The sequence below is a fragment of the Helicobacter sp. L8 genome, from assembly GCF_003660355.1.
Taxonomy (GTDB): Bacteria; Campylobacterota; Campylobacteria; order Campylobacterales; family Helicobacteraceae; genus Helicobacter; species Helicobacter labacensis.
The window spans coordinates 1-24,811 of sequence record NZ_QXQR01000006.1 but is presented as its reverse complement, the minus strand read 5'-3'; the positions used below and the strand labels follow the sequence as shown (position 1 = coordinate 24,811).

26 protein-coding genes and 1 pseudogene are annotated in these 24,811 nt (G+C 46.6%); 8 read left to right on the top strand and 19 right to left on the bottom strand.

Annotation, left to right across the window (positions count from 1 at the left end; genetic code table 11):
• Positions 1-15 precede the first annotated feature (15 nt).
• From EAO37_RS04525 to EAO37_RS04500, 6 genes are read right to left on the bottom strand one after another with little or no spacing between them, the layout of a single operon-like run.
• Positions 16-2,151, bottom strand: a complete 2,136-nt coding sequence (locus EAO37_RS04525; RefSeq protein WP_120951848.1) for a hypothetical protein — start codon at positions 2,149-2,151, stop codon at positions 16-18.
• Positions 2,152-3,393 carry a tRNA methyltransferase gene (locus tag EAO37_RS09590; RefSeq protein ID WP_240451724.1) on the bottom strand — a complete coding sequence of 414 codons (1,242 nt, stop codon included), beginning with the start codon at positions 3,391-3,393 and terminating at the stop codon, positions 2,152-2,154.
• Positions 3,390-5,528, bottom strand: coding sequence for a glycoside hydrolase (locus EAO37_RS04515; RefSeq protein ID WP_120951845.1), 2,139 nt, complete (start codon positions 5,526-5,528; stop codon positions 3,390-3,392). The genes EAO37_RS09590 and EAO37_RS04515 overlap by 4 nt, the downstream gene beginning before the upstream one ends.
• A gap of 2 nt (positions 5,529-5,530) precedes the next feature.
• Entirely contained in the window at positions 5,531-6,715 is a 1,185-nt protein-coding gene (locus tag EAO37_RS09240) for a tRNA methyltransferase (RefSeq protein ID WP_162982960.1), read from the bottom strand.
• Between the two features lie 2 nt (positions 6,716-6,717).
• Positions 6,718-7,884, bottom strand: a complete 1,167-nt coding sequence (locus EAO37_RS09585; RefSeq protein WP_240451723.1) for a hypothetical protein — start codon at positions 7,882-7,884, stop codon at positions 6,718-6,720.
• A 60-nt stretch (positions 7,885-7,944) separates the two neighbouring features.
• Positions 7,945-9,267 carry an NCS2 family permease gene (locus EAO37_RS04500; RefSeq protein ID WP_120951842.1) on the bottom strand — a complete coding sequence of 441 codons (1,323 nt, stop codon included), beginning with the start codon at positions 9,265-9,267 and terminating at the stop codon, positions 7,945-7,947.
• 88 nt (positions 9,268-9,355) lie between these two features.
• On the opposite strand from EAO37_RS04500, the gene tilS reads away from it, so the two are divergent.
• Positions 9,356-10,387, top strand: a complete 1,032-nt coding sequence (gene tilS, locus EAO37_RS04495) for a tRNA lysidine(34) synthetase TilS (protein ID WP_120951839.1) — start codon at positions 9,356-9,358, stop codon at positions 10,385-10,387.
• Here tilS and ybeY read toward each other — a convergent pair.
• Together ybeY and EAO37_RS04485 are read right to left on the bottom strand one after the other, a co-directional pair.
• On the bottom strand, positions 10,356-10,721 hold the full coding sequence (gene ybeY, locus EAO37_RS04490) for an rRNA maturation RNase YbeY (RefSeq protein ID WP_240451729.1): 366 nt from the start codon (positions 10,719-10,721) through the stop codon (positions 10,356-10,358). The two genes, tilS and ybeY, sit on opposite strands and share 32 nt — an antisense overlap.
• Positions 10,722-10,821: 100 nt before the next feature.
• Positions 10,822-11,730 carry a hypothetical protein gene (locus tag EAO37_RS04485; RefSeq protein ID WP_120951833.1) on the bottom strand — a complete coding sequence of 303 codons (909 nt, stop codon included), beginning with the start codon at positions 11,728-11,730 and terminating at the stop codon, positions 10,822-10,824.
• A 112-nt stretch (positions 11,731-11,842) separates the two neighbouring features.
• On the opposite strand from EAO37_RS04485, the gene EAO37_RS04480 reads away from it, so the two are divergent.
• Positions 11,843-12,727: an outer membrane protein gene (locus EAO37_RS04480; RefSeq protein WP_162982959.1), complete on the top strand. Its 885-nt coding sequence runs from the start codon at positions 11,843-11,845 to the stop codon at positions 12,725-12,727.
• On the opposite strand, the gene EAO37_RS04475 is transcribed toward EAO37_RS04480, so the two are convergent.
• Positions 12,724-13,182 (bottom strand): phosphatidylglycerophosphatase A, encoded by a 459-nt coding sequence (locus EAO37_RS04475; RefSeq protein ID WP_120951830.1) that lies wholly within the window; start codon positions 13,180-13,182, stop codon positions 12,724-12,726. The two genes, EAO37_RS04480 and EAO37_RS04475, sit on opposite strands and share 4 nt — an antisense overlap.
• Positions 13,183-13,231: 49 nt before the next feature.
• Here EAO37_RS04475 and serB point away from each other — a divergent pair, with 49 nt between their 5' ends.
• Positions 13,232-13,852: a phosphoserine phosphatase SerB gene (gene serB / locus EAO37_RS04470; protein WP_120951827.1), complete on the top strand. Its 621-nt coding sequence runs from the start codon at positions 13,232-13,234 to the stop codon at positions 13,850-13,852.
• Here the strand turns inward: serB and mrdA are convergent.
• The 8 genes and pseudogenes from mrdA to EAO37_RS04430 form a co-directional block, all read right to left on the bottom strand.
• Positions 13,842-15,614: a penicillin-binding protein 2 gene (mrdA, locus tag EAO37_RS04465; RefSeq protein WP_120944751.1), complete on the bottom strand. Its 1,773-nt coding sequence runs from the start codon at positions 15,612-15,614 to the stop codon at positions 13,842-13,844. The two genes, serB and mrdA, sit on opposite strands and share 11 nt — an antisense overlap.
• The gene (locus EAO37_RS04460; RefSeq protein WP_120944849.1) at positions 15,601-16,041 is read right to left on the bottom strand and encodes a hypothetical protein; all 441 of its coding nucleotides are present in this window, start codon (positions 16,039-16,041) and stop codon (positions 15,601-15,603) included. Before EAO37_RS04460 ends, mrdA begins: the two co-directional genes overlap by 14 nt.
• Positions 16,034-16,660 (bottom strand): ribosome biogenesis GTP-binding protein YihA/YsxC, encoded by a 627-nt coding sequence (yihA, locus tag EAO37_RS04455; protein WP_120944749.1) that lies wholly within the window; start codon positions 16,658-16,660, stop codon positions 16,034-16,036. The genes EAO37_RS04460 and yihA overlap by 8 nt, the downstream gene beginning before the upstream one ends.
• On the bottom strand, positions 16,647-17,210 hold the full coding sequence (gene lptA, locus EAO37_RS04450) for a lipopolysaccharide transport periplasmic protein LptA (RefSeq protein WP_120944747.1): 564 nt from the start codon (positions 17,208-17,210) through the stop codon (positions 16,647-16,649). The genes yihA and lptA overlap by 14 nt, the downstream gene beginning before the upstream one ends.
• Positions 17,204-17,782, bottom strand: coding sequence for a hypothetical protein (locus EAO37_RS04445; protein ID WP_120951825.1), 579 nt, complete (start codon positions 17,780-17,782; stop codon positions 17,204-17,206). Before EAO37_RS04445 ends, lptA begins: the two co-directional genes overlap by 7 nt.
• Positions 17,783-18,751: a septal ring lytic transglycosylase RlpA family protein gene (locus EAO37_RS04440; RefSeq protein WP_120951926.1), complete on the bottom strand. Its 969-nt coding sequence runs from the start codon at positions 18,749-18,751 to the stop codon at positions 17,783-17,785. It abuts the gene before it with no gap.
• Positions 18,738-19,838 carry a lytic transglycosylase domain-containing protein gene (locus EAO37_RS04435; protein ID WP_120944743.1) on the bottom strand — a complete coding sequence of 367 codons (1,101 nt, stop codon included), beginning with the start codon at positions 19,836-19,838 and terminating at the stop codon, positions 18,738-18,740. The genes EAO37_RS04440 and EAO37_RS04435 overlap by 14 nt, the downstream gene beginning before the upstream one ends.
• Positions 19,838-20,616, bottom strand: a pseudogene (locus tag EAO37_RS04430) (TatD family hydrolase). Before EAO37_RS04430 ends, EAO37_RS04435 begins: the two are co-directional and overlap by 1 nt.
• Positions 20,617-20,759: 143 nt before the next feature.
• On the opposite strand from EAO37_RS04430, the gene EAO37_RS04425 reads away from it, so the two are divergent.
• The 5 genes from EAO37_RS04425 to EAO37_RS04405 are packed head-to-tail and all read left to right on the top strand — an operon-like array spanning position 20,760 to position 23,841.
• Positions 20,760-21,233, top strand: a complete 474-nt coding sequence (locus tag EAO37_RS04425) for a hypothetical protein (protein WP_205589740.1) — start codon at positions 20,760-20,762, stop codon at positions 21,231-21,233.
• A gap of 53 nt (positions 21,234-21,286) precedes the next feature.
• A complete protein-coding gene (locus EAO37_RS04420) occupies positions 21,287-21,802 on the top strand; it encodes an NAD(P)H-dependent oxidoreductase (protein WP_120951819.1) in 516 nt (171 codons plus the stop codon).
• 5 nt (positions 21,803-21,807) lie between these two features.
• The gene (locus EAO37_RS04415; RefSeq protein ID WP_162982958.1) at positions 21,808-22,626 is read left to right on the top strand and encodes a hypothetical protein; all 819 of its coding nucleotides are present in this window, start codon (positions 21,808-21,810) and stop codon (positions 22,624-22,626) included.
• An 8-nt stretch (positions 22,627-22,634) separates the two neighbouring features.
• Positions 22,635-22,871, top strand: coding sequence for a hypothetical protein (locus tag EAO37_RS04410; RefSeq protein WP_120951813.1), 237 nt, complete (start codon positions 22,635-22,637; stop codon positions 22,869-22,871).
• Positions 22,872-22,914: 43 nt separating this feature from the next.
• Entirely contained in the window at positions 22,915-23,841 is a 927-nt protein-coding gene (locus EAO37_RS04405; protein ID WP_162982957.1) for a hypothetical protein, read from the top strand.
• Here the strand turns inward: EAO37_RS04405 and EAO37_RS04400 are convergent.
• Positions 23,828-24,136 (bottom strand): cupin domain-containing protein, encoded by a 309-nt coding sequence (locus tag EAO37_RS04400; RefSeq protein ID WP_120951807.1) that lies wholly within the window; start codon positions 24,134-24,136, stop codon positions 23,828-23,830. The two genes, EAO37_RS04405 and EAO37_RS04400, sit on opposite strands and share 14 nt — an antisense overlap.
• Positions 24,137-24,269: 133 nt before the next feature.
• Positions 24,270-24,811 (bottom strand): outer membrane beta-barrel protein (locus tag EAO37_RS04395; protein WP_240451722.1); only part of this gene is annotated, 542 nt, incomplete at its 5' end.

The window sequence follows — 24,811 nt, the reverse complement described above, 5'->3', positions numbered from 1 at the left end:
TATGCCCTAAAAAATCTAGTGTGGAGAGACAATTTGTAGAGCTAGACACATGGTATTTTGTGTCTTGAGAGCTTTTAACTTGTCTTGAGAATCTCTATACAAGCAGGGTGTGCTATCTATATTCACTAAAGCCAGCTCACTCAAAGCACTCTGCAACGCGCTGGGGCTGTAGGTGTGATCTTTAAAAATATTCAAACACGCTTGCTGGAGTTTTTGGCGCAAGTATTTGGGCTTGAGGCAGAGTTGGGGGTGTCTTTGCAGGGTGAGAATATCCAACCCCTCAGAGAGAGGATCATCAAAGGTATAATAATAACTCTCAAAAAATAATTCAAAGAATCGATCCCCATATTGGGTAAAAAAGGGGGCAAAGGTGCGCATCAAGGCATCCTTATCTAGGATCGGATCGACAGCACTATCGCTTAAATGCCATTTCCATATCGCATAAGTCTCTGCATAGTCCCGCTCAATGTATTCGCCCAAGAGGGTGTAAGAGAGTTCTGGATTGACTAATCTATACGCCAGCTCCGCGATTTTGAAATCTTTAAAGAAAGCTTGCACGGGTAACATGGGTTTGGGGCTTTTTTGTTCGTGTTCTGAAAAGTACTTGATCACATCGTAAAAACTGGAGGGGTAGAGGGGGTGGGCTTGCAGGGCGTTCATATAGGTGTGCAGATTCATACCCTGCTGGTGCGCGTCAATCAAGGGAGAGTAGATAAAATCTAGGACCTTGAGATAATCTTGTACCACCTGTTTAAGGGGGGTGTGTCTTGGATGCTCCTTTTCATCATCTAAGAGCGAGCCAAAGAGCAAGGTAAAGAGGTGCATGAGCTCAAATTTTTTTAATTCTGCAATGAAGTGCTCTTCTTGCTCATCTCTAGGCTTTAATCTCTGCAAAAGAGGGATTTGGTTGATAAATCTATATCCTAGTTTCTCTAAAGTAGGAAGGTCGTCTAGCACAACTTGGCTTGTGATGAGATCACGCCCCGGATCATGCGCATGATGACCCTTGTCCATGAGCTTTTTGATTTGCTTAGCAGTTTGGATCAAGCGATCAAGAGGGGTAGGCTTGTAGCTGAAAGCCAAGTCCATCCAAATACGCGTGTCAAAGTCTTGTTGCAAGCGTTGTTGCAGGGCTTGACAGAGGGCATTTTTTGAGGGGAATGTCTGGAGTTTGTTTTGCGGGTTTAAATACGCGCATGGGTTGTCATGCACAGAGAATAGGCGCAGGCGTTGGAGTTGGGTTTTTAAAATCTGGCTGTCTTTTGGCAAGGAATTAAGTGCTACCACACATTCTTGTTGGAGTTTGGGGGTTAGATACTTGGGGTGTAGGCAAATGGCGGGGCGATCTTGCAAAAGTTGGGGGGTGATGTCTTGCAAATCCACATAGGCATCTATATTTGTGATGAGTTCTCGCGCGCGCACAAAATGCAGGACTTTGAGATGCTCAAACTCTTGTAATGCCTGCGCGCGTGTGCTCACATCAGTAAATAGGCGTTGCCTATCCCAATAACCCAAAGTAATCTCAGACCACACATGATCATAGACAGACACCAAAAACCCATTATAGAGGCGATCAACCCCCTCTAGATCGCTTGGCAGGGGGGCTAAAATCCCCTCTTTATTGAAATCCACATAATATTCTATGGCACTTGCGTAATTGCTCACTTCGCGCTTGATGCACCTTTTTTCAAAATTCTCTTGGCAGCGTTTTAGTTGGTAGGGCAAGTCCTCTTCAAAACTTACAGCAAGATTTTTTAAATACTCCACAGGATTTAGCCCTGCTTTGTGAGCGTTGAAAAGCGGGGTGTAGAGGAGATGGAAGTCGCTTAAAAACATTTGCGCGATGGCTTCGCGCTTATCCTTCATGTGATTTTGAATCAAGATCACTAAATAAAAAGCTTCTAGGGTTTTGAGCGTTTGTAAAAAGCGCGCTTCTGGCTCGTCCTTGGGTTTAAAATCCTGAATCAGGGGCACTTGATCTAGGACATTTTGGGCTAGATTCATTTCAATGTCCCTTGCTTTTAAGGGGTCTTTCTCCTGTGGGTTTTTGATGTATTCTTGGAGAGCTTGGAGGGCTTGGAGTAGGGGTGGGTGCTTGGGCATGCACGCACACACCACAAACAAACAGATCACAACCAACAAGCGCGCCATCTAAAACTCCTTGACTAAGTTTCTTTGCAATACCACACAGATCGCATTATTGGACTTAAAAATTTGGAGTTTATCCTTAGGGTCTAGATACACACAGGGACTATCATCAATAGAGATCAGACGCACAAGGTGTAATTGCTCTTGAAGGTCCTTCGTGTTATAGGTGTTAGCTTTAAAGAGTTGTTGGCAAATTTGCTTAGATTTGGGGCTTAAGTATTTGGGGCTTAGGCACATGGTGGGGTGCTCTTTTAAAATGGGGGTGGGGTTGTTTTGTAAATGCGTGTAAAAGGGGGCATTGTGGCTTAGCACAAGGAGGCGGGCGAGATAGAGGGTAGAGAGGTGGCTGGGGTCTATGCGTTGCTTGTGTTGTTGCAACATCTCTTTATAGGTATCATCATCGACATAAGCGGAGGGGGGGATCTCTTCTTGCTTGCCATCGTCGGCAACAAAATATTTATCTTCATCATCGCCAAAGATGTTGAGGATCGTTAGGCGTTCCCATAAATTGCGGGAGCCGATCTCTTGTTGGAAAAACCCATAAGAGCCCGCCATGTTTTTGATGTCTGTATGCAGTTGTTCTAAGAATTTATCGTTAGAAATGTCTTCATCATAGGCGTTTGCAATGATGTCATAAACACAGCCCGCACAGGTGCTGTTATCATTGCAATAATCATTAGGGGCAAAGGGGGCAGGATCGCACTTCTTTTCATTGACCAATATATGTCGGAGCTCTTTAATATAGGCAATAGGGTCTAAACCCATCTTATGGGCGTTGAAAAGCGGGGCATAGAGGAAGTTGGCGGTGTCTAAGAAGGCTTGGGCTAGTGCGGCACTTTTAGGATGATCGGCATACGCATTGTACACCCCGATACTATCTAGCGCGCGCAACATCTCCCGTTGTTTCAAATGCGCCAAAAACTGCGTTTCTGCTTTATTCTTGGGCTTAAACTCTTGGATTAAGGGCATGTGTTGGATCGCTATTTGGGCTAGAGGGATGACACCCTTGATGTATTTTGAAATGTCCCACGCAATGCTCATGTAGTCCCATCTCTCATCTTCTTCAGGGTCGCCCACGGCGTCTTGATTGCCTTTATCCATGTGGTCATAGAGTGCCTTAAACGCCCTAAAAAAGGGGGCGTTTTTGGATTCTTGAGGTTTTTCCATGGGAATCATGATAGTCAATACATTTTCTTTAGCCTGCAGATTTAAGAGCAAGAGAGCTAAAAGCAGGAGGCGGATCATTGAAATTCCTTTTTTAGGTTGGTTTGCAAGGCTAGGCATAGGGCGTTGCTGGGTTTAAAAAGTTGGAGTTTGTCGCTGGCGTTGAGATACACGCATGGGGCGTTGTTTGTGGAGACTAAACGCAAGGATTTTAAATACTTTTGCAAGGGTTTGGGGTTGTAGGTGTGTTGCTGGAAGATATCTAGGCAAGTGGCTTTAGCCTCGCTGTTAAGGTATTTGGGTTGCAGGCAGGCGGTGGGGTGGGCGCGCAAGCGATCGGCAGAGACTTTTTCGGGGTGTAATAGCGTGTCTGTGTAAATGTCTTGGTTGGTGAAAAACGCCTCAATGCGGTTTTGGTAGTGCAAATCCCATAGCGGGGCCTCTTTAGGAGTCCACCATTTGGCTAAATCCCTATAAAATAAGAACCCGCGCTTTTCATCCCATGCCGCCGTCCATAGGGGTAGAGTCCATTTGATAGAGATAAAATCTCTAGAAGAGAGATTAAACTCATACCTCTTTAAAAAGTAACTGCCTGATTTGGCACTTCTAAAATCTTCAAGCCATAGGCTCTTTGGGGTGTTTTTAGGGCGTGTGCAAAAATCGTCTTTTGTGCATGGGTAGGTGTTGTGTGGGGCGGATTGTTTGAGATTTTGTAAATACATGCTAGGGTCTAAGCCAAGTTGCACGGCTTTGATTAAGGGGGTGTAGAAGAAATCAATCCTGTGGAGGTAATTATAAGCCAACATGGGGGCGGAAACGGAGTCAGGATAGTATATATCCACATCAAAATCCGTAAAGTACAAAGAGCCTAGCAACAGGGCTAAAAGATGGAGGCGTTCGTAATCAAACACATGATGCCACTTGGGACCCTGCAAAGAGGCTAGGGGCGTGGCTTGCAAAATGGCTTGTAGGCGTTCTTTAAAGGGTTTGAGGTCGTGGGGGGGTGTATTGATCATGTGGATCAAGGCATCTTGTGCCTCTTGAAAGGCTTTAGCCACATGAGAGGGGACAACCATACCCATTTGGGGCGGATTTGCCTGTAGGGTCTTACAAAGGGGGTCTTTAGAGGGGAAATTTTGGATCGTGTTTTGGGGGGTGAGATAGAGGCAGGGTTGATTATCAAAGGCGATGAGGCGGGTATTGCGGAAGTAATTGTAAAAATCCATATCGGGATTCTTCAACAAGGCTTGGCATGCTAGGGTGTCTGTTTTAGAGTCCTTAAGACATGCATAGAAACCCACGCGATCCAAAGGGGCGGGGGGTTGAGAGGGGCTAAGCGTGCGCACACCTTTTAGCCATATGTCAAAGCGGTAAGCATAATAATCTTTCAAAAGCTGCATATCATACAGACTCACGCCTAAAATGGTTTGGAGCTGTTTGTAGTAGCCTTCGCTTTCTTGCAAGGCAATATCATAATCGTGATTGAATAAGAAATTATCTAAACCCGCCATTAGAGTTTTAAGGCGTAAGATAGTGGGCGAAGAGTCTTTAGCTAGCATGTTCTCTAAGGCTTTGAATTTAGTGTCATAGTCCTTTGAGGAGAAGTTTAGGTGGTTGATCAGGGTGTTTTGATAATCAAAAGAAGAGCCAAACCAAATTAAATCGTTTAAGAAAGATTCTAGGGGCAAGCCCTGTTTGGAGATATTGATTAAAAGGGAGTAGAAAAATTTTAGGTTATATTGCAAGGCGTTGAAGAGTTTTTGGGCTTCAAGGGGTTTTGGAGGGGGTGCGCCATTTTCTAGCGCATCCTCACAATCCACCTCGCCACTGATTTTAGCGCGCACCAAGCCAAAGGCATGCAAGGCTTCAAAGCCCCGAATTTGCGGGTAAAGCGGGAGACTTTTTAGGCGTTGCATAAAGGGCACATGGTCTATCATTTGGATAGCTAGACTCATCCATGTTTTATAACGCCGTGCTACGACTTGTGGGGTCATAAAGGATCGATCCATTCTGCTTGGATCACACTCCGCTTTAAGGGCAACTTGCAAAGCGCTGTTGTGGGCATTTACGAGCGAATCATAGAGGCTCTTAGCCGCCTTGAGAAAGGGGGCGTTTTGGGATTCTTGGGGGTCGTCTATTTGGACAACGATAGTCGGTGCATGGTCTTTAGCCTGTAGATTTAAGAGCAAGAGGACTAAGAGAAATAACCGGATCATTTTTATTCCTTTGTTAGGTGTTTTTGCAACGCCAAGCATAGCACATCACTAGACTTAAAAGTTTGGAGTTTGTCCTTAGGATCTAAATACACACAGGGGCTCTCATCAATAGAGACAAGGCGCACAAGATGTAATTGTTCTTGAATGTCTTTAGCGTTGTAGGTTTTAGTTTGAAAGAGTTGTTGGCAAATTTGCTGTGATTTGGGGCTTAAGTATTTGGGGCTTAAACACATGGTGGGGTGGTCTTTTAGCGTGTCTTTTAAAATCTTGGGGTCGTCGTTTCGCAAGAGGTCGTAAAAGGGGGCGTTGCGCTCTAAGGGGATCACCCGTGCTGTGTAGAGATCAAAGAGATGTTCGGGGTCTATGCGTTGGGTATTTTTATCCATGAAGTCCCAAAATGTACATCTGAATACATCTGTGTTAGTTACCCGGTCCCAAGATATCCCCCCCTCAAAGATGGTGTCCAAAACTAGCGCAACCCAATAACTATAGTCTGCATGGTGGGCGAAGATTTCCATAGGTATATCCGCTTCATGCATATCTTGGGCTAAGCGTTTTCTAAAAGGCTTATGAGGGACAATGTTTTTTCTGTCTGCTTCATATACCCTTGTTCTGTTAAAATCAAGGATATTTCTGATGCGACGCAAATCAGTATTTTTAGAAAAGATGCGATGGAGTTGCTCTAAATAGGCGATCCCATCTAGCCCTAGCTTGTGGGCGTTAAAAAGTGGGGCATAGAGCCATGCGTTGATGTGTAAAAATTCGCGGGCAGCAAATGTAATCTTTTCATCAAACGAAATCTCTGTGAAGTCAAGGGCATGGAGCATTGCCATATTTTTAACATGGGCTAAGAATTGCGCTTCTCTTTTGTTTTTGGGCTTAAACTCTTGAAACAAGGGGACTTGCTTAGCTACAGCTTTGGCTAGGGGGATGGAGGCATCTGTATAATGTCTTGTAGCCCGAAACAGGGCGGGCAGGTATTCGGTATATGAGATATTCGGGTCGAGATCATCGTCTATCTTGGCAGAGGATTTTTGCTTGTAAGTATAGAGTGCCTTAAATGCCTTGAAAAATTGTTGGGCGTTTTTGAATTCTTGGAGATTGCCTATTGGAATAAGGATAGTCAATACATGTTCTTTAGCCTGTAGGTTTAACACCAAGAGGGCTAAGAAAAGTAGGCGGATCATTTTTATTCCTTTGTCAAGTGCTTTTGTAACGCCACACAGATCGCGTTGTTAGATTTAAAAACTTGGAGCTTGTCCTTAGGGTCTAAATACATGCAAGGAATGGTATCGATAGAAATGAAGCGCATCGCTTTAAGATAGTCGTTTAAATCCGCCTGCTTGTAGGTTTGGGTTTTGAAGACTTGCAGGCAGGCTTGTTGGTGTTTAGCAGAAAGGTATCTAGGGTTTAGACAAATGGTGGGGTTTTCTTGGAATTCTTTGGTGTATTGATCCGTATCTTTAGCGTCTATGTAGAACTCATAGGCATGCAAAAGCAAAAAGATTGTGCGTGCTAGGTAGTGGGTGGAGAAAAGCGTGTAGGGGTCATCTTTTGATCCCACCAATTCATCCGTGTGCCCGTCCCTTAGGGCTAGATTAGCCCACATAATCGTGCCTTCTCTTAGAGCTTGCCAAAATTCGATAGCTGAAACCATCGATTCGCTGTCGTGCTTTAAATGCCCTAAAAATGCCTTTATCGGTTCTCTGCATGAAAGAGTAGAAATGAGAGTGTTTAGATCGCGTTGGAAGATGTCTAGATCTGTTGTCGTGTTTGCATGGTGGCACTTTGGGCAAAGGAGTTGCAACAACGCATCAGCATTAAGAGAGTGCATGTAAGCTATGGGGTCTAAGCCCATTTGGTAGGCTTGGATTAGGGGCGTGTAGATGAAGTTAACGCTATCTAGGAAATCTTGGGCGACCTGCTTGGGCGTGGCTTCAAATTTGACCACAGGGCTACAAGGATCTGAGATAGAATTTTCAACCAAATATAAGAGGTGGAGGGCTTCAAATTGCTTGAAATTTTTTAAAAATTTCTCTTGTGTAGCGCTATAGGGTTTGAGTTTTTGTAGCAATCCTTGAGGGGTGTATTTGAGCAAACCTTTTCCAAAATCCACTAAAGCAATTGCCGGATGAGACAAATATTTCGCATATTGGTGTGTGGTGCCACACGCTTTGCCACCAAACTGCTTTAAGGCATCTAGTTGGGCGGCGACCATCTTAGCGCGCATTTTTGCAATACCCTGAATGAGAGCGGGGGGTATTTGCTGATCCTTTACCTTAAGCTTTGCCTGAAGAGTTGGTGTCTCTTGGGCAAAATCTAGGACAAACAAGACCAACAAAATCAAACCACGCATGAAAATTCTTAATTTATAAAAATTTATGCAATTTTGGAATGTAGCTGTGTGCCATGCGCTCTAGGCGTGCGCGCCATATAACGCGTCAAGGACAAATTGCAAGCTAAAGAGGATCATAAAGACATACAAAAGGGGATGGACTTCTTTAAACTTACCCCGACAGATTTTAATGAGGGGATAGAGGATCAGCCCTGCGCCCACCCCGCTAGTGATGCTATAAGAGAGGGGAATCCAAAAGAGCACAAAAAAGGCAGGCAGGGATTCTTCTAGGTCATGCCAATCAATGGCACTCAAATGACTCATCATCAAAAACCCCACAACAATTAAAGCAGGGGAGGTGATAGCAGGCACGCTGGCTAACATTTTAGCGATGGGCGCAAAAAAGAGCATACAAGCAAATAGCAAGGCGATCACCACGCAAGTAAAGCCCGTGCGCCCGCCCACGCTCACCCCCGCACCCGATTCGATGTAAGCAGAGGTGGGCGAAGTGCCCACAAGCGCGCCCAAAGTGCTAGCAAGCGCATCGGCAGACAACGCCGCTTTAGCGTTGGGGAAATGCCCGTTTTCAAGCAAGTTAGCTTGTTTGGCAACACCGATCATCGTGGCGGTGGTGTCAAAGAGCATGATCAAAAAGAAGGTGAAGATCACCGCGCTTAAATCAGGTTTGAATGCGCTTAAAATATCTAGCTTAAAAAAGGTGGTGCTGGTGTGTGTGGGGAGTTCTAAGAGGTGATCGGGGAGTTGGATATGCCCTAAGAAAAAGCTAAGTAGGGCGGTGATGAGCATGCCCAAAAAGATCGCCGCTTTGATGTTGTAAATCATTAAAACAAGGGTAACTAGCAAACCCAGTAAAGACATGTAAGCAATGGGGTGGGTAAAATTGCCTAAAGTAACCAAAGTTGCGGGTGAGGCGACAATCAAATGGGCATTTTGCATGCCAATGAAAGCAATAAAAAGCCCAATGCCCGCGCTCATGCCTGCTTTTAAGGGGTTGGGGATCGCCTTGATCAAGGCTTGCCTAAACCCACTCAAAGAGAGGGCTAAAAAAATGAGCGAGGCTAAAAACACACTCCCCAAAGCACTCTGCCAAGAAATCCCCATACTCAGCACGATCACAAAGGTGAAGTAAGCGTTCATGCCCATGCCCGGGGCAATGGCGATGGGATAATTAGCCAGCAAGCCCATAATGAGCGTGCCCACCACCGAAACTAAAATGGTAGCCACAAACACCCCTCCAAAATCCATGCCCGCTTTTTGCAAAATGGCTGGATTGACAACAAGGATATAAGCCATCGTGATGAAAGTACTCAACCCGGCTAAAATTTCGGTGCGTAAATTTGTGTGGCGTTCGTTAAATTGGAAAAAGCGCGCTAAGGCTTGCATGGCTTGCTCCTTATGGATTTAGTGGCTTTCATGTTAGAATGGAGCAAAAAGGCAAATTCTAATGGGTTTTGCTTGAGATAGGGCTTAAATGATCGCCTTAGAGGGCTTGGAGTATTTGTTAAAGAATCGGTGTTTATTGGGCTTTTCAGGCGGGGGGGATAGTGTGGCGTTGTTCTATCTTTTATTAGAACAGGGCGTGCGTTTTGATATGGCGATCGTGCATTATGCTCTGCGCGATCAAGCCCATTTAGAGGTGCAATACGCCCTAGAATTGGGGCGCAAACACGCCAAAAGCGTGCATGTGCTCTATGCGCCTTTAAGGGAGGGCAATATTGAGGCGCGCGCGCGCGCGCGCCGCCATGCTTTTTTTGATCGCTTGAGCGCGCAATTTGGCTATACCTGCGTGATTCTAGCCCACCACCTCAATGACAAATTAGAGTGGTTTTTGATGCAATTAGCTAAGGGGGCAAGTTTGCAAACCCTCTTGGGCTTTGAAGCCTTAGAAAATAGAGGGCATTACAGCCTAGCGCGCCCCCTGATTTACACCCCTAAAAGCGCGCTTACAAAATATTTACACGCCAAGCATTACCGCTATTTTGAGGATTGTAGCAATGCGGATCCACGCTTTAGGCGCAATGTCTTTAGGCAGGCTTTAAGCGATGTGTTCTTGGGTATGCAAGGCGCGCACAAGGGCTTAAAGCGCAGTTTTCAGGCTTTGGGTGTGGAGAAACACCAGCTCTACCCCCCTATTAAGATGGTTTGTGTGGCTAGGGTGTGGGTGTTTAAAGAGAATAGGCAAAAATTATATTACATTGATATTTTGTTAAAACGCTTGGGCTATGTGTTAAGCCAGCCCCAACGCCTAGAGTTAGAACGCCAAGGCTTTAATACACTCTTTAGCACGCGCGCTAGGGTGTATTGTGTGGGGGTTTTGGGGGGCTTTGTCTTTGTGGGCGCAAGAAAACACGCGATCAAAGCCATGCCCAAAGCCTATAAAATACAATGCCAACTTTTGCAAATCCCCCCCACCTTGCGCCCCGCACTTTTTAGCCCAAAATGGCAAGAACATTTGGAGGCAATTAAACAGGCTAAATCCACTCTGTGCGCGCCATCAAACTAGGGGGCAGGTTGAAGTGTTTGATGATCTCTTGTTCTAGGGCGCGTTGTTGCCCTTGATCGCATTCGTGATCGTAGCCTAGTAGGTGCAAATAGCCATGCACAAATAATAAGGTGATTTCCTCTAAAAGCGCATGCCCGCGCGCTTGGCTCTCCTGCAGGGCTAAATCCACATTGATTACCACGCTCCCCAAAAGCGCATGCCCGGGGATTTCTATGGGGAAACTCAGCACATCGGTGCTTTTGGGGATATTTCTAAACTCTAGGTTTAATCTAGCCATCTGTGCGCTAGAGACTAACACCAACTCCACACAATGATCGCCATTAAGATACTCCATAATGGGCAAAAGTTTGGGGGTTAGCCAACCTTGCAAATCTGGGGGCAGATTCTCTTGGTTAGCCTCGCAAATGATCTCAATAGCACAAGCAGACAAGGGCTTAGGCTTTGAGTGCGGGGAGTTCGTAGAAAGTTGCATTACCATTATTGCCCAAGTAATATTTTTCATAAAAATCTGGTGGGATATTGAGCCAGCCATCACTAAGTTTTATCCTTGCAAAATCAAGCGAATAATCACCCGCACACACAAGTATTTTATCGGATTTTGGTGTGTAATAGTTGCCTTCGGGTTTAATTTGATAACTGGCTAAAAAAGTTCCAAAATCCGCTTGTGAAAAAGAATAGCGACCCCCAGAACAATCAAGTTCTTCGTCCTCCTGAAAAATAGGACACGCAAAAAAATAAAGCAAAAGGGCTGGGTAGTGTTTTGGCTCGCCTTTCCAAAGAGATTTTTTATGCTTAACTGCAAGCCCCCTAAGCACTTCTTTTCTATCTTTTTCCAACGCCTCAAAATGCTGATCGAGCAATTCCACCAAGATTGCCTTGCCACTCTCTAAATTAGGGGCATTAAGCAACTGGCTTTTAAGGGCTTCATAAGATTTGAGTTTGCTTTTGTTGCTAGGCATAATTCCCACTCTAGGCTTGATCGCCTCTTGGATCAATTTCCTAATAAGTTTCTCTAATTCTGTTTGTTGCCCTTGATACTTCTCTAGCTGGGCTTGTTTGTTGGCTAGGGCTTGTTGGCTCTTTAGCACCGCCTCAATATCCTCTTTTTCCACGCCCACGCTAAAGATTTGGCACAGCGCAAGGATGATCTCCACATCGCTAGTGGCATTAATGGCTAGGACTTGCTCTAACTCACTTTGGAGCGCACGGGAGCGCAACCAGCGTTGTAAAGTGTTGCTTTTATAGTGCTCCAACACATCTAAGATGTCAAAATGCTCTCTAAGTTCCTCCAAACTACCCACGCGATGGTTATCACAATGCAAAACAAATTTAGCTAATTTCATGGTTGCTCCTTAAAAAATAATTACAGCCCCCATTATAGCTAAACTCGCATAGGCGCGTAACTTAAACCTTGACAATCAAGCTAAGACACGCTAGAATCTTTGGTCTATTTTATTGACAAAGAAAGGTTACTATGCTACACTCACAAGCCACAAGCCACAAGCCACAAGCCACAAGCCACAAGCCACAAGCCACAAGCCACAAGCATTAAGCTTTAAATCCTCTCTTTTAGCCCTCAGTGCTCTTGGCCTCTTTTCTCTAGCTCCTTTAAGCGCGGAAGAAAACGGCGCGTTTATAGAGGCTGGGTTTCAATACTCTAATTTCACCCAAACCCAAAAGGTGAGCAAACCCGTTTTAGAACAAGTGCTAGGCAAATCGCCCCCCTACAATGGGAATCTCTTTGGCGCAGACATCCAAATCGGTTACAAACAATTCTTTGGGGCTAAAAAACGCTTTGGCTTGCGCTATTATGGCTTTTTTAGCGGTCAGGGGGGGAGCTATTACAACACAATGGGCAGGTTTAGCCAACCCTCTGCCAATCTCTTTTATGGCGTAGGGATGGACGCGCTCTTAAATTTTTATGAGAAGAAAGATCGCACTTTTGGCATGTTTGTCGGGGTGATGATCGGGGGGAGTTCTTGGCTTATGGGCAAGGCTTATGATCAAGGGCAGTGCGTGTATAGCAATGATGACGGGCAGTGTATGAGCATGAATAACTATTATAGCGATCGCGCCCGCGATTTTAACAGCGAAGAGGGTTTCCAAGCCAAGTTTTCGCCCACCTTCGTGCAGTTCCTCGTCAATATCGGCTTTAGGGCTAATTTCACCAAGCATCAGGGCTTTGAGCTAGGCGTGCGCATCCCCACCATCAACGACCCCTATCTCACTATCACGCGCACGCAGGATTACGAGGAGTATGGGGTTAAAAAGGGCGATTTTATCAGTTTCAATCTCAGACGCAACATAGCTATCTTTGCTAACTATGTCTACAATTTCTAAAAAAGCAGGTTGACAAAGTGGACTAGGAGTAAAGCGCACAGCCCGCCTAGCAAACCCGCCAAAGCGTCATCGCCCACCACCCCAAGCCCGTTTGTTACCTTTGTGTCGATTGTGCCAATTAAAGAGGGCTTGTAAATATCAAAGAGTCTAAAGAAGACAAAGCTAGCTATTAGACTCAACCAACCCCACCCAGCTACCGCCATCGCAATCCACATCCCCACCAACTCATCGATCACAATGTGTTTAGGATCATGGGTGTTGTGCTCTTGTTCGTAAATGTCGATTTGCTTGATCGCGATCAACCCAATGAGCAACGCGCTTAAAAACAAGGTATTGGGCGAGGCGTATAAAATAGGCAAACCCAGTAACAAAGCGACTACACTCCCAGCCGTGCCTGGACCCTTGGGGAACTTGCCCGCGTAAAATACAGTTAAAAAGCACTCTCTTGCATCCATGAGCACATTATAACAAAATTGGCTAGAATAGGGGTTTTTAAGGAGCGATATGAAATTGGCTGTCTTTGATTTTGATTCTACTTTAGTGGATGCCGAAACGCTAGAGGCACTAGGGGAGGCATACGGGGTGGGCACAGAGATCCAAGCGTGCACCACTGAGGCGATGGAGGGCAGGGCAGATTTCTACACCAGTTTGCTTAGTCGGGTGGCTTTACTCAAGGGTATGGATGTGCGCGTGGCTAGGGCTGTGTGTGAGGGCTTACCCCTACACAAGGGGGCTAAGGAAGCAATAGAGGGTCTACAGGCGCGCGGTTATAAGGTGGTGTGTTTTAGTGGGGGGTTCAAACTAGCGACCGCATTTTTTAAGGAAAAATTAGGCTTGGATGCAGATTTTAGCAACACCTTGCATGCGCGCGCTGGGGTATTAGAGGGTTTGGTGAGCGGACCTATGATGCGCGGGGATTCCAAAAGAGAGATGTTATTGGGTTTGCAACAACTCTTAAGAGCGCGCCACACTGTGGTGGTGGGCGATGGGGCTAATGATATTTGTATGTTTGACTTAGCTGATGTGAGCGTGGCGTTCAACGCTAAAGAGATTGTCAAGGAGCGCGCCAGTGCCATAGCGCGCTCGCTAGATTTGCGTGAGGTGTTAGATCACCTCAAGGCTTGATATAGCCTAGCTCTAAAAGCGTGTTAGCCATTTCCTTGAGCAGGGGACCATTCTTGCTCCCCCCCTCTCCATGTTCTACTAAGATGGTGATGACATACTGGGGGTTTTCATAGGGTAAAAACGCCGTGATCCATGCATGCGATCGCTGGGAGTATTCCATTTGGCTTTCCCTTATCCGTGTGGTGGTATTTTGATCGATGCTCACCACCTGCGCCGTGCCCGTCTTGCATGCCAAACTCACCTTAGCCCCGCGCGTGCTTTTATACGCCGTTCCCCCCTGCTGGTCGCATGCCTCATGCATGCCCTTGCGCAAAATAGGCAATTTGGATTTTTCAAACGCGTCCAAAACATCTTTGGACTTGAAATCCCCATGCTGGTGGAAGTGGGGAGTGGGGAGTTTGCCTGAGGCTAAAAGGGCGGTGTAATTAGCCACTTGCAGGGGTGTGGTGAGAAAAGAACCCTGTCCGATGGCTGTAATAAGCGTGTCGCCCACATTCCAAACACTCCCAAAACGCTTCATCTTCCAGCTAGGATCGGGCAAAATGCCCACAAACTCATTGGGCAAATCCACCCCGCTTTTTTTCCCAAAACCCATTTGCGAGAAAGTTTTGGTGAGTTTCTCAATGGGAAGGTCTAGAGCGAACTTGTAGAAGTAAACATCTACGGACTCCTTAATGGCTTTGTAGAGATTGGAGTCTTGATGCCCCCCGGGTTTCCAGTCCCTAAACTTGCGCTTGCCCACTTCAATATAGCCGGGTGTGGGGATGGTGGTGTTTTCGTTCATGGGTAAATTCTCTAAAAAACTCAAAGCGCTCCCCATTTTCACCACAGACCCCGGGGGGTAAAGCCCATTGACGATCCGATTTAGCAAGGGATTGCCCGGATTGTCCTGCAAGCTCTTCCAATCTGCTAGGCTAATCCCCCCGATAAAATCATTGAGGTTGTATTCTGGGTAACTCCCAGCCACTAAAATTTCCCCATTGCGCGCGTCCATCACAATGATCGCCCCGCGTTTGTCTGCAAAGAGGGTATCTGCCTTGCGTTGTAAGCGTTTGTCCAAACTCAAAATGAGATCGTTATTGGTTTTGGGTTCTTTGACCTCTAGCACTTCTAATTCTTGGTTGAGCGCGTTCACACTCACCAATTTATATCCTAACGCGCCTTGTAAAAGAGCGTTATACTCTTTTTCTAGTCCAGTTTTGCCGATGGTGTGGGTGTATTGGCTGGGGGGGTTTTTAGCGATGTCATTGCTATCAGCCGCGCCTAAATAGCCAATGACATGGGAGGCTAGAGCGCCATTGGGGTAGTGGCGTTTGTTAGCCGGGGTGATGACGATGTCTGGGATTTGCAAGAGTTTGGCATAGAGAGTTTGCATGGTGGCATAGGGGACAAAATCTAAAATAGGGATCGCGTTGTGGTTGTAGCGTGAATTTTGTTTTTGGTAGTTGTCTAGCGCGTCATCTTGGTTTAAATTAGGGAAGTAACGCCTCAAAAGCGCAATTCTGGCTTGCAACACGGAGTTTTTTAGCGCGGGGGAAAGCGCGATACTAAAACCTAGCTGGTTGATGGCGAGCAATTCGTGGTGGCGATCCATGATGATCCCCCGTGTGGGCACTAAAATCTCTTTTTTTGTCATGTTGCGCAAGGCGAGTTGCTCAAAGTAGTCATTGGTCTTGATGGTGAGAATAAAGATTTTAAACACCAGCACCGCCCACACCAAACCCAATAAGCCCAACACAAAGCGCATTCTAAACCCTAGCATACACTCTCCAAAGCAAAAACTCTAGCACGCTGTAACTCAGTGCTTCCTTCCAAAAGGGGGCGTAATTGTGATTCCAAAGCGCTAAAAAGCCCAAATACAGCCCATAAACACAAAAGCCATGCACCAAATCCCCCAGCACATTGTCTTGAAAAGCGCGCAATAAATTGCGCACAACCAGCTTTTCATAAAAGATGAAGAGCAAGATAAGCACCCCTAAAGGTTGGGTGTAAATGAGTTCCACACTCACAAGGCAGGCAAAGATCCACCACAGCACTTCTGCGCGCGGATTCTCTAAAGTGTGGCGGTAAAATGCAAAGAGGAAAGCTAGCATGGGGGGTAGCCAAGTGTAGATGTCGGCGATATTGCTGTAGAGATAAAAACCCAGCCAAGCTAGCACTAAGCCAATGGGGAACTTGGTTTTAAACATCAAGGCTCTTGGCGAACAAATTCTTGATGATGGCGCGCTGGAGGTCTAAAAGCGTCCCAAACTTAGAATCGAGCGCGCCTTGTGCGCTAATTAGGGGGGCATTGTGGGATTTATAGAGGGCATGCTGGGCGTTCTTATTGAGCTTGTCAAATTTAGTAAAAACGCGCTCTAGGCTTTGATCGGGGCGTAAGATATGTTGTAAAAAGGCGCGCACTTGCTGGTCTAATTCTAGGTTTACATGCCTAGAATCGATCAAGTGTAGGATGAGTTTGATAGAGGGGCGTTGTGCCAAAAGCGCGCTTAAAAAGACTTCCCACTCCCTTTTAACCTGCTTAGAAACCTTGGCGTATCCAAAACCAGGCAAGTCAATGCAACCAAAACTTAGAGTTTCTTGGGGAGCAATGCGCCATGTTGTGCTAAAGAAATTCGCGTTCTTGGTCTTGCCCGGGGTGGTCGAACTCTTGGCGATTTGGCGTTGTAAAATGCGGTTGATCAGTGTGCTTTTGCCCACATTACTACGCCCCACGAACGCCACCTCTGGCGCGCACGCCGGAGGGCATTGGGCTAAATTGCTCGCTGTGATCAAAAAACGACTCTGGACAACATTAATGGGATTCATGGGCTTCTTGTTTGGGGGTGCTTTGGGTAGCTTGTTTGGTGGCTTGGGCTTTTTTTTGCTTTTGCTTTTTTTGTTCTTGCTGGATGTCGTCCATGTCAAAGACAAATCTAGCGGGCTTGTCCTTGCCCCCTAGCACATCGGCATACCCGCGTTCTTTGCTCAAAATGATCTCCTCGCCCTTGATGGAATTGATCTTACCCACTTCGTTCACCACCGCATTTTGCAACAAGCGGTATTCTTGTTTGATCGCATCGTAAATGAGGCGATCAGAATGCCCCTCTACTTCGCGCCCATCTTGGGTTACTAAGTGGAACTGCACCGCGCCCATCGCCTCGTATTTGACCGGTTTGCGCTTGGCGTTGGTGTAGATAATAACCTTATTGGCGTTGAGGGTGTCTTTGCCCTTTTTGATGTGCACATGACCCTCTATAGTGGTGATGTGCTTTTTATCATCGGCTAGGAATTTATCGGCGATCACCTCTAAGGTTTCTCTAATGGGCGCGCTTTGCAAAAGCGCTAGCGCTAGGAATAACACCCCCCATTTCACAATTTCAAGCCCTTCGCGTTAGGGACATGGGGTTTGGATTGTTTGGCGCTTTGCAAATCGATGAGCGCGTGGACGCGTTTAGCGCGTAAGAGCCCACTGACATGGTTGTAGGAAATATCCTCCCCGTCCACATTGCCCTCAGGTCCACGCATCTTAAAGGGTCCCTTGCCTTGAAACATCTGCTTGCTGTGATCGTAAATCCCGTATTGACTCCAGAAACTCTGCCCACTGCTGGTGGTGTAAAACACCCCCTTAGGGAAACTGTAGAGTTCTTTTTTATGCACCATCACCTCCCCCTTTGCTTGTTCTTGCACCTTGTCTTGGGGGTCGTATTTACTCAAGATGAAGTCATAGAGCACTTCGCGATCGCTATATTGCAACGCCCTAGCCCCTTGTATACTCAAATCCGTGCCTTTAGGATTGGTTTGGAACGCTTCAAAACCACGCACTTCAATTTTGGCAAAATCCTTGCTAACCAATGGGGGGGTAGGACGGGGTTGCAAGAAAAAGACAATCAAAGCACCCATCGCCACACTCACCCCTATGAAAAACACCCATAGCGTATTGAGACGCACCTACTCGCGCACCAAAAAAGCAGGCTTACCCATGCTCTTAGCAAAATCGTTTGCCTCCGCTTCGCTTTGAAACCCTTGAATAAACACCCGGTAAATGGGTTGGTTGCCCTTAGTGCCTTGCACAATGCTGGCATGGTAGGGGGCTTTAAGCAGTGGTTTTAAATCTTGTTGGGCTTTTTGCGCGCCCTCATGGCTTCTAAAAGCCCCCATTTGCAAGGAAAAACGCCCTCCGCTCACGCTTTTTTGACTCTCGCCCACTTTGAATTCCTGTTTGAGTGCGTGCGCTTGGGGGGCTTTCTCTAAAGTTTTTTCGTATTGCTTGGCAATCACCCCCCCAAAGCCCAACACCTCCAGCCTGACGGGCGCGACCCCCTTACTCACCATCGCGATGTCGTGCGCGGCGATATTGGAGAGATCGATGATCCGATTAGCCACGAAGGGTCCGCGATCGTTGATACGCACAATGGTGCTCTTGTTATTGTCCTTATTGGTAACCTTAACTATGGTGTTCATGGGCAGGGTTTTATTAGCCGCTGTGTGGGCATACATGTTGTAAGTCTCCCCATTGCTGGTGCGCTTGGCATGGAAATTGGGTCCATACCAGCTAGCATAACCATCAAAGGTCTGCCCTACATTGACTTTTGTGGGGTAATACATCTTGCTTCCTACCCGATAAGGGCGCATGGTCGCTCGCTGAATCGCCTCTGAATCGCGCATGCCCGCTGTCAAGCTATTGGCCGGGACATTTGCCATGCTCTCAGGGGCGTTAGATGGCTTGGGGTTTTTAGATTTGTGTTTGTGCCAGGACCAAAAGGAGTGTTTGCGTGGCTGGGGCGCGCCAAACTCCCTAGCGTCATCATAGGCGCGCAAACTCTCATGCTTGGAGAGCAAGGGACGGCTACTCTTGTTCTGGTTGGGTCCACAGCCCCACAGCACGTACAAGACCAGCAAGACCTTAAAACGCCACATCATTTTGCGCGACTTTTTTCAAGCCCTTAGTGGGGTGTTGCTTGAGAATGGGGATGAGAAGAGTTTGGCGGGTGCTTAAAAAAGAACCCTTCAAATTGTTCATAGCCTTCAACATTGCCACACTGGTGTGGAATTTGCGCGCGATAGAGTAAAGCGTTTCTCTAGGCTTGACCTTGTGGGTTACAAAGGCGTGTAGGGGGTTACCCGGCTTGTAATGTTGCTTGAAGTGGGCGAGATTCTCATAGGGGATATAGACGGTGTAGGCTTTATCGGGGGGGAGAAAATTGTAGTGGAATTGGTGGTTATAGGACTTGAGTTGGCTTAAAGGGATATGCGCGCCTTTGGCAATAGAAGAGAGTAAAGTGCCCCCTTGGATTTTCAAGCTGGCTAAACTGGTGTATGCCCCGCGGTTGAGTAGATATTCCTTGTGTTGCAAGGCATCTAGATTATTGAAGGCGATGGCTAAACTCAAAATGGATCGAATATAACCGCGCGTTTCTTTGGGAAGGAATCTCTTGCTATCGTCCAACAAGACATTAATATCATCGCTACCGGCTTCTTGAATGGCTTCTAGCACCCTTCTTGGTCCATAGTTGTAAGCCATCGCCACTAGATACCATTGCTTGGTTTGTTTGTAAAGCATGTGCAAGTAAGTGATAGCCGCCCGTGTGCTTTTGATAGGATCACGCCGTTCATCTACATAATTATCCACCTGCAAACCCAACATTCTAGCCGTGTCGGGCATGAGTTGCCAAATCCCCACAGCCTTTTTGACACTGTAGGCGTTGGTGGAAAAATTCGACTCCGCCATTGCCATGAATAAAAACTCCACAGGAATATCCGCTTGGGCTAGCATGCTCTTGATAGTGGGGATAAACACCCCATTGCGATCGTAGCGTTGCACGAAGTGATCCCAAGCCTCCTGCACACTTTGCAGACTCTGCGAATTGTCCACACTGGCTAGAAACTCCGCGTTGACTCCAAAGCTATTCAAGGGCTTGAGATTGAGGGCGGTGCTGATGGGCTGGGCGCAAGCTAGAGTGTGCCCCACAAAGAAAGTTGCCAAGAGTTTTAAAGGGCGCGCCATTAAGACACCTTAGCCAAAGGGGCAAGCCCAAAGAGAGTTAGCGCGTTGGTGTTGGTGGTGTGGGCTAGGTGGGCGGGTTCTATGTTGAGAATCTGGGCGACCTGTTGGGCGATTAAGGCGGTGTATTTGGGTTCGTTACGCGTGCCTCTGAAAGGATGGGGGGTTAGATAGGGCGCGTCTGTTTCTAGCACTAGGCGTTCTAGCGGGATCTGCGCAAGGGTTTTTTGTAGGTGCTTGGCGTTTTTAAAGGTCGCCACCCCCCCGATGCCATAGTAGAAGTTTTCGCGCAGATTTAGCAAGATACCATCCCCATTAAAGCAATGCAACACCCCGCGCGCGTGGGGGTAGCTCTTCAAAATGGCGTAAGCGTCATCGCTAGCTTCTCTAATGTGCACGATCAAGGGCTTGTTGTAAGCTAAAGCCAACTCAATCTGGGCACAAAAAACTTCCTTTTGGCGCGCCTTGTCTATGGACACCCCTTGGCGTTGGAAGTAATCTAGCCCGCATTCCCCCACAGCCACGCATTTAGGGTGTTGGATATGCCTCTGTAAAAACGCATGATCAAAGCGATGCGCATCTAAGGGGTGCACCCCACAGCGAAATACAACTCCTCATGGTGCGCGCACAGTTGCAAAGCCCTGTCTAAATCCCTAGGGTCTGCGCCCGGAATCACCATGCGCGCGATTCCTGCCCGCTTGGCGTCCTCTAAAACCTGTTTGACATCGGCATGGTAAAGACGATGATCCAAATGGCAATGCGTGTCTATCCATTGCAACATCAATTCCTCCGCGTTTGGCTTTTTAGAAGTATTATATTATATTTTTAAAAACTTTACCTCCCCACCTCAGCAAACTTGAGCAAAAACTCCGCTAATTAGCCCGCTTATGCTATGATCCTCAAATAAAATGCAAGGAGCGTGTGTTGGGAGCGATCTTTACACTCTCTAAGCCCAGAAAATGGCTAATTAAGTGGCAGACTAGGCGTTTAGGCAAGCAACTCAACACCCAAATTCTGCTTTTTAGCGTGTTGATCTTTTCTGATCAAAGCGATCTGGATTGCCAATTAGAGAAGCTCAAGACCTATTTAGCCCAAAAACTCCCCGCGCGCATCGCCTCTAAAGTCTTTGAGCGCGTGTTATTGCACATTTCTAATTATGGTCTAGATGAGGCGTTGTACCTTAGGGATCGCGCCCGTGTCTTCGAACTCTTGGTGCAAAATATCCAGCTTTACGCGCTGGTGTTAGACATGTGGGATGAGCCTTTGTATGCCAACCAGCGCGATATTTTAAAGATCGCCGTGCAAAACGCCTACGACAAACGCTACCAACTAGACACCCAAAGCCAGCGCGCGCTAGCCTACCAAATGCGCCAGCACAACCCCACCAAAACACTTTAAGCGCGCAGCAACACGGATTGGCTATGATAACCCATTTTCATAAAGGATAAAACATGCCAGCTTTAGTGATCTTTGCCCACCCTAATTTTGCTACCTCGCGTATCAATAAGGCGCTAAAGAACGCGCTTGAGGGTGAATCTGTAGTTTTTAGCGATCTTTACAGCAAATACCCGGATTTTAAAATCGATGTTTTAGCCGAGCAAGAACTCTTGTTGCAACACCAGCACATTGTCTTCCAATTCCCCATTTGCTGGTATTCCTACCCGCCCTTACTCAAGCAATACCTAGATGATGTGTTGACTTATGGCTTTGCTTTTGGCGCATCGAACAAGGCTTTGGCGGGGAAATCCTTTTATCTGTGCACGAGCTTTGGGGCGCAGGAGAGCGCGTATTTAGCCCCGGGTAGCTATAGTGTAGAGACATTACTCAGCCCTTTTAAGGCGACTACGAAGTTTGTAGGGGCAACACTCCAAGGGCATTTTAAAGTCTTTGGTAGCGCTGAAATTAGCGATGCCAACTTGGCGCAAATATGCCAAGAATACCGACAATTCTTAGCCAACACAAAATGAGGGCGTTGCGTTATCTCTTTGTGTGTTTTGCGCTGATCCAAGCTGCTTTTAGCCAACCCTCTAAGGCGTTGATCCAAGGCATGCAAGATATGCGCGCGCTCACGGTGCGCATGTATGAGGAGGATTTGATCAAGGATTTTACGGGGGCAGAGGATTGTAAAGACTATTATTTTTATAGGGATGCGATGGAGAGGCATGCTTCCTTGTTTTTCTCTTTGGCTTTAGATTTTATGGATCAGATTCCCCTGCTAAAAAACCTCCAGCCAAAAACCCCCCAAGATAAAGAATTTGTTAAGATTTTGAAAGTCTATGAGTCCTTCCAACTCTTTGCGCTTTTGCGTAGCTATATCCCCGATATTGACTGCTATACTTATGTTTCGCCCCCCGATGCCTTTGATGCCACCCAAGTAACCCAAGCTTTTTTAGATGGTTTCAATCTATTTTTTGCCCCCGTGTTTCAAGCCCAAAAGGAGGGTGTAAGCCTATGGGATACCCTAGTCAGTCAAACTACAAAGGTGGGAGAATGCGATTATGATGTATGTAACACATACCAAAAAATTCAAGACAGCCTAGATAGCATGTCAGAGAGACAAAAAAATGATCCTGCCATCAAGTCCTTTTTGCGCACCTTTAAACAGCTAGATTTGCTCTCTAGTGGATTTGAAAATGATGCCTTTGACAGCTATGAACAAGAAAGCTATTACAAGTTCATTAAAGCCTTCTTGGGCGTGGATTTGCAACAAAACCCTGCTATTCTCTTAGATGCCTATTATGACTCAAGGCTTAAGGTCCTTTTGCAAGACATCTATACACATTTGCCTTAAGGAGTTTTATGCGTGCTTTCGTGTGGATTTGGCTCTTATGCTTGGCGTTGCTAGGGGCTAAGGTCTCAGACAAGGATAAAGCCTTTGAGGCGTGGTATAAGTCCTTTTTCCCTCCAGATGCATGGAGAAATCAGATGCAAGCCTTGAAATTGGAGATGATTGATAAAGATGTTACCTATACGCGCCTGCTTTTGGATCGTAGTGTGGATAAAGAAATACGCCAAAAAACGCCTCCAAGCTTTTGAAAAACAAAGGGCTCAGGATTTCTACAAAAAAGCTTGGTCCCTTTTGGATATATTCCCCATCTTTAAAGATCACAAACTCCCCGCGCGCACGCATAAAGCCTTTAAAAGCATTACCTTACTCTTGTTATGGGAGTATTTGGAGGACACCCGCTTAACTAATATAGATTTTGACCCGGACGACTCTGTATATCCTGACCCACTTGATCCCTACTTCTTTCTCAAAAATACCCTCCTCCCCTTTTTCTTCTCGCCTCTGCTTGCTTCTCAACTAGACCCTCTAGCCTATATCCAAAGCCTACCCTCCATCAAGCACACTTGCACACAAGACAAATGCGCCTATTTAAATGACTTGACCGCTGCTATGGGGTTTTTCTTTTGGGTTTATTCCACTGACGCTTACGACGAAGCGGATCCCATAAATATTTGGACTCGTTTCAATCCCGACCCCTTGCGTGAGAATCTTAAGGCTGCGTGGTATCTAGCCCAACTTGCCAAAAACCACAACCCTTTTTTAGAAGAAATCATCAAAAGCGATTCTGACAGCTTTTTAGAGGCGTTTAAAAATTATGCCTTGATTCGAAGTCTATTCTACCTACACAACACCAAATTTTATATCCAAAGCTTGTTTCAAGACTACTTTCCAGATTTTGAGAAGTCTTTTAGCATCTCTGAATACGCTATTCGCTATAAAAACGCGCGCACACGCATTTTAAAACAGCCCCAACTCTGTTTGCTCCCTAAATATCTCAGTGATAAAGCCAAGAGAGCTTGTTTAGGGGTTTTAAAAAACCCGCCTAAAAGCGTGCTTGACTCTCTGCGCGCCCTATTCAAACAAACACGCCTTTTAAGTGTGGATGACATTCCCTGTGTGTATTTAAACCCACAGGGGGCGATTCAACATTTTAAAACTAAAAGCGCGATCTGCAGGGCTTTGCTAAAGCTGGATTTTGGAGTCCTTAGCGCGCGCTAGTTTTATGGAGGCTGAGGTTAAGGACACTATCTTCTAGCCCGCCTAGACTATGGGGGGTGTTGGCATCTAGGGCAATGCAATCCCCCATTTCTAGGGTGTGCCTTGTGCCCCCTACTTCAAACCAAATGCGCCCCTTTAAAACGCGCACCACGATTTGCCCGGGGGCTTGGTGTTCGCGCATCTCTTGTCCCTTAGGCATACAAATGCGAATCTCTTTACTGCTGGGCGTTTCTAACAACACTTGCAGGTGCAAGGAATTGAAATTCACACCCTCTAAAAAACGCAATATTGGCATCACAAACTCCTTAAGGCTTAAAAAATTTGGGTGAAATTCATGAATAATGAAGAGCTTTTATAGCTGTCTAGCAGGGTTAAACTCTCATAACCATTGATACTTGTGGGTGCCATGAGAGTGCGAGTTTGGGGGATCAAGGCACGCGCGCGCCCAAGCTCCATTTGAAGCGATCCACGCGCACGCTAATCCCAAAGACCGCGTCAATATTGGCATTATTGCTCACCTGCGCCTGTGTAATATTAGAAAATTGTGCCGTCCAAATATGGGCGATTCCTAAGAGTCCCCCAAAAAAGCCATAGGCTTGAATCTTAGCCCGCCCGCCTGCCCTAGGCTTTCTGATCTTGCTATAGACATTGAATAGCAAATTAGCCCCTATGCCAAGACTATAGCGGTTGACATTATTAGCCCGAATCGCCGCGCTCAAAGCTTTATCCATGTAAAGGTAGCGATAGCCAAAGTAACCATAGTAGGCGATGCCCATAAAGGGCGTGAAATACTTTTGATACCCCCCCTCTAATTGCACCCCAAATTGCAAAGAACGGCTTGATAGGTTTTTGTTGGTGATGGTGATCATTGGGCGCGTGGGGGCGTTGATGGTGGGCAGAGGGGTGGGGGTGGTGGAGATGGTGGGCACACTCACATGGGTGGGAGTGGGGAGGGTGGAGCTAGGGGTGG

Coding starts and splice junctions, on each gene's coding strand:
- EAO37_RS09590 (WP_240451724.1), bottom strand. CDS start 3,393: ATGATCCGCCTCCTGCTTTTAGCTCTCTTGCTCTTAAATCTGCAGGCT.
- tilS (WP_120951839.1), top strand. CDS start 9,356: ATGATCGCCTTAGAGGGCTTGGAGTATTTGTTAAAGAATCGGTGTTTA.
- mrdA (WP_120944751.1), bottom strand. CDS start 15,614: ATGCTAGGGTTTAGAATGCGCTTTGTGTTGGGCTTATTGGGTTTGGTG.
- EAO37_RS04410 (WP_120951813.1), top strand. CDS start 22,635: ATGCGTGCTTTCGTGTGGATTTGGCTCTTATGCTTGGCGTTGCTAGGG.
- EAO37_RS09240 (WP_162982960.1), bottom strand. CDS start 6,715: ATGATCCGCCTACTTTTCTTAGCCCTCTTGGTGTTAAACCTACAGGCT.
- EAO37_RS04420 (WP_120951819.1), top strand. CDS start 21,287: ATGCCAGCTTTAGTGATCTTTGCCCACCCTAATTTTGCTACCTCGCGT.
- EAO37_RS04500 (WP_120951842.1), bottom strand. CDS start 9,267: ATGCAAGCCTTAGCGCGCTTTTTCCAATTTAACGAACGCCACACAAAT.
- EAO37_RS09585 (WP_240451723.1), bottom strand. CDS start 7,884: ATGCGTGGTTTGATTTTGTTGGTCTTGTTTGTCCTAGATTTTGCCCAA.
- EAO37_RS04440 (WP_120951926.1), bottom strand. CDS start 18,751: ATGTGGCGTTTTAAGGTCTTGCTGGTCTTGTACGTGCTGTGGGGCTGT.
- yihA (WP_120944749.1), bottom strand. CDS start 16,660: ATGAATCCCATTAATGTTGTCCAGAGTCGTTTTTTGATCACAGCGAGC.
- EAO37_RS04475 (WP_120951830.1), bottom strand. CDS start 13,182: ATGGATGCAAGAGAGTGCTTTTTAACTGTATTTTACGCGGGCAAGTTC.
- ybeY (WP_240451729.1), bottom strand. CDS start 10,721: ATGGAGTATCTTAATGGCGATCATTGTGTGGAGTTGGTGTTAGTCTCT.
- EAO37_RS04435 (WP_120944743.1), bottom strand. CDS start 19,838: ATGGCGCGCCCTTTAAAACTCTTGGCAACTTTCTTTGTGGGGCACACT.
- EAO37_RS04485 (WP_120951833.1), bottom strand. CDS start 11,730: ATGAAATTAGCTAAATTTGTTTTGCATTGTGATAACCATCGCGTGGGT.
- EAO37_RS04400 (WP_120951807.1), bottom strand. CDS start 24,136: ATGCCAATATTGCGTTTTTTAGAGGGTGTGAATTTCAATTCCTTGCAC.
- serB (WP_120951827.1), top strand. CDS start 13,232: ATGAAATTGGCTGTCTTTGATTTTGATTCTACTTTAGTGGATGCCGAA.
- EAO37_RS04460 (WP_120944849.1), bottom strand. CDS start 16,041: ATGTTTAAAACCAAGTTCCCCATTGGCTTAGTGCTAGCTTGGCTGGGT.
- EAO37_RS04525 (WP_120951848.1), bottom strand. CDS start 2,151: ATGGCGCGCTTGTTGGTTGTGATCTGTTTGTTTGTGGTGTGTGCGTGC.
- EAO37_RS04515 (WP_120951845.1), bottom strand. CDS start 5,528: ATGATCCGGTTATTTCTCTTAGTCCTCTTGCTCTTAAATCTACAGGCT.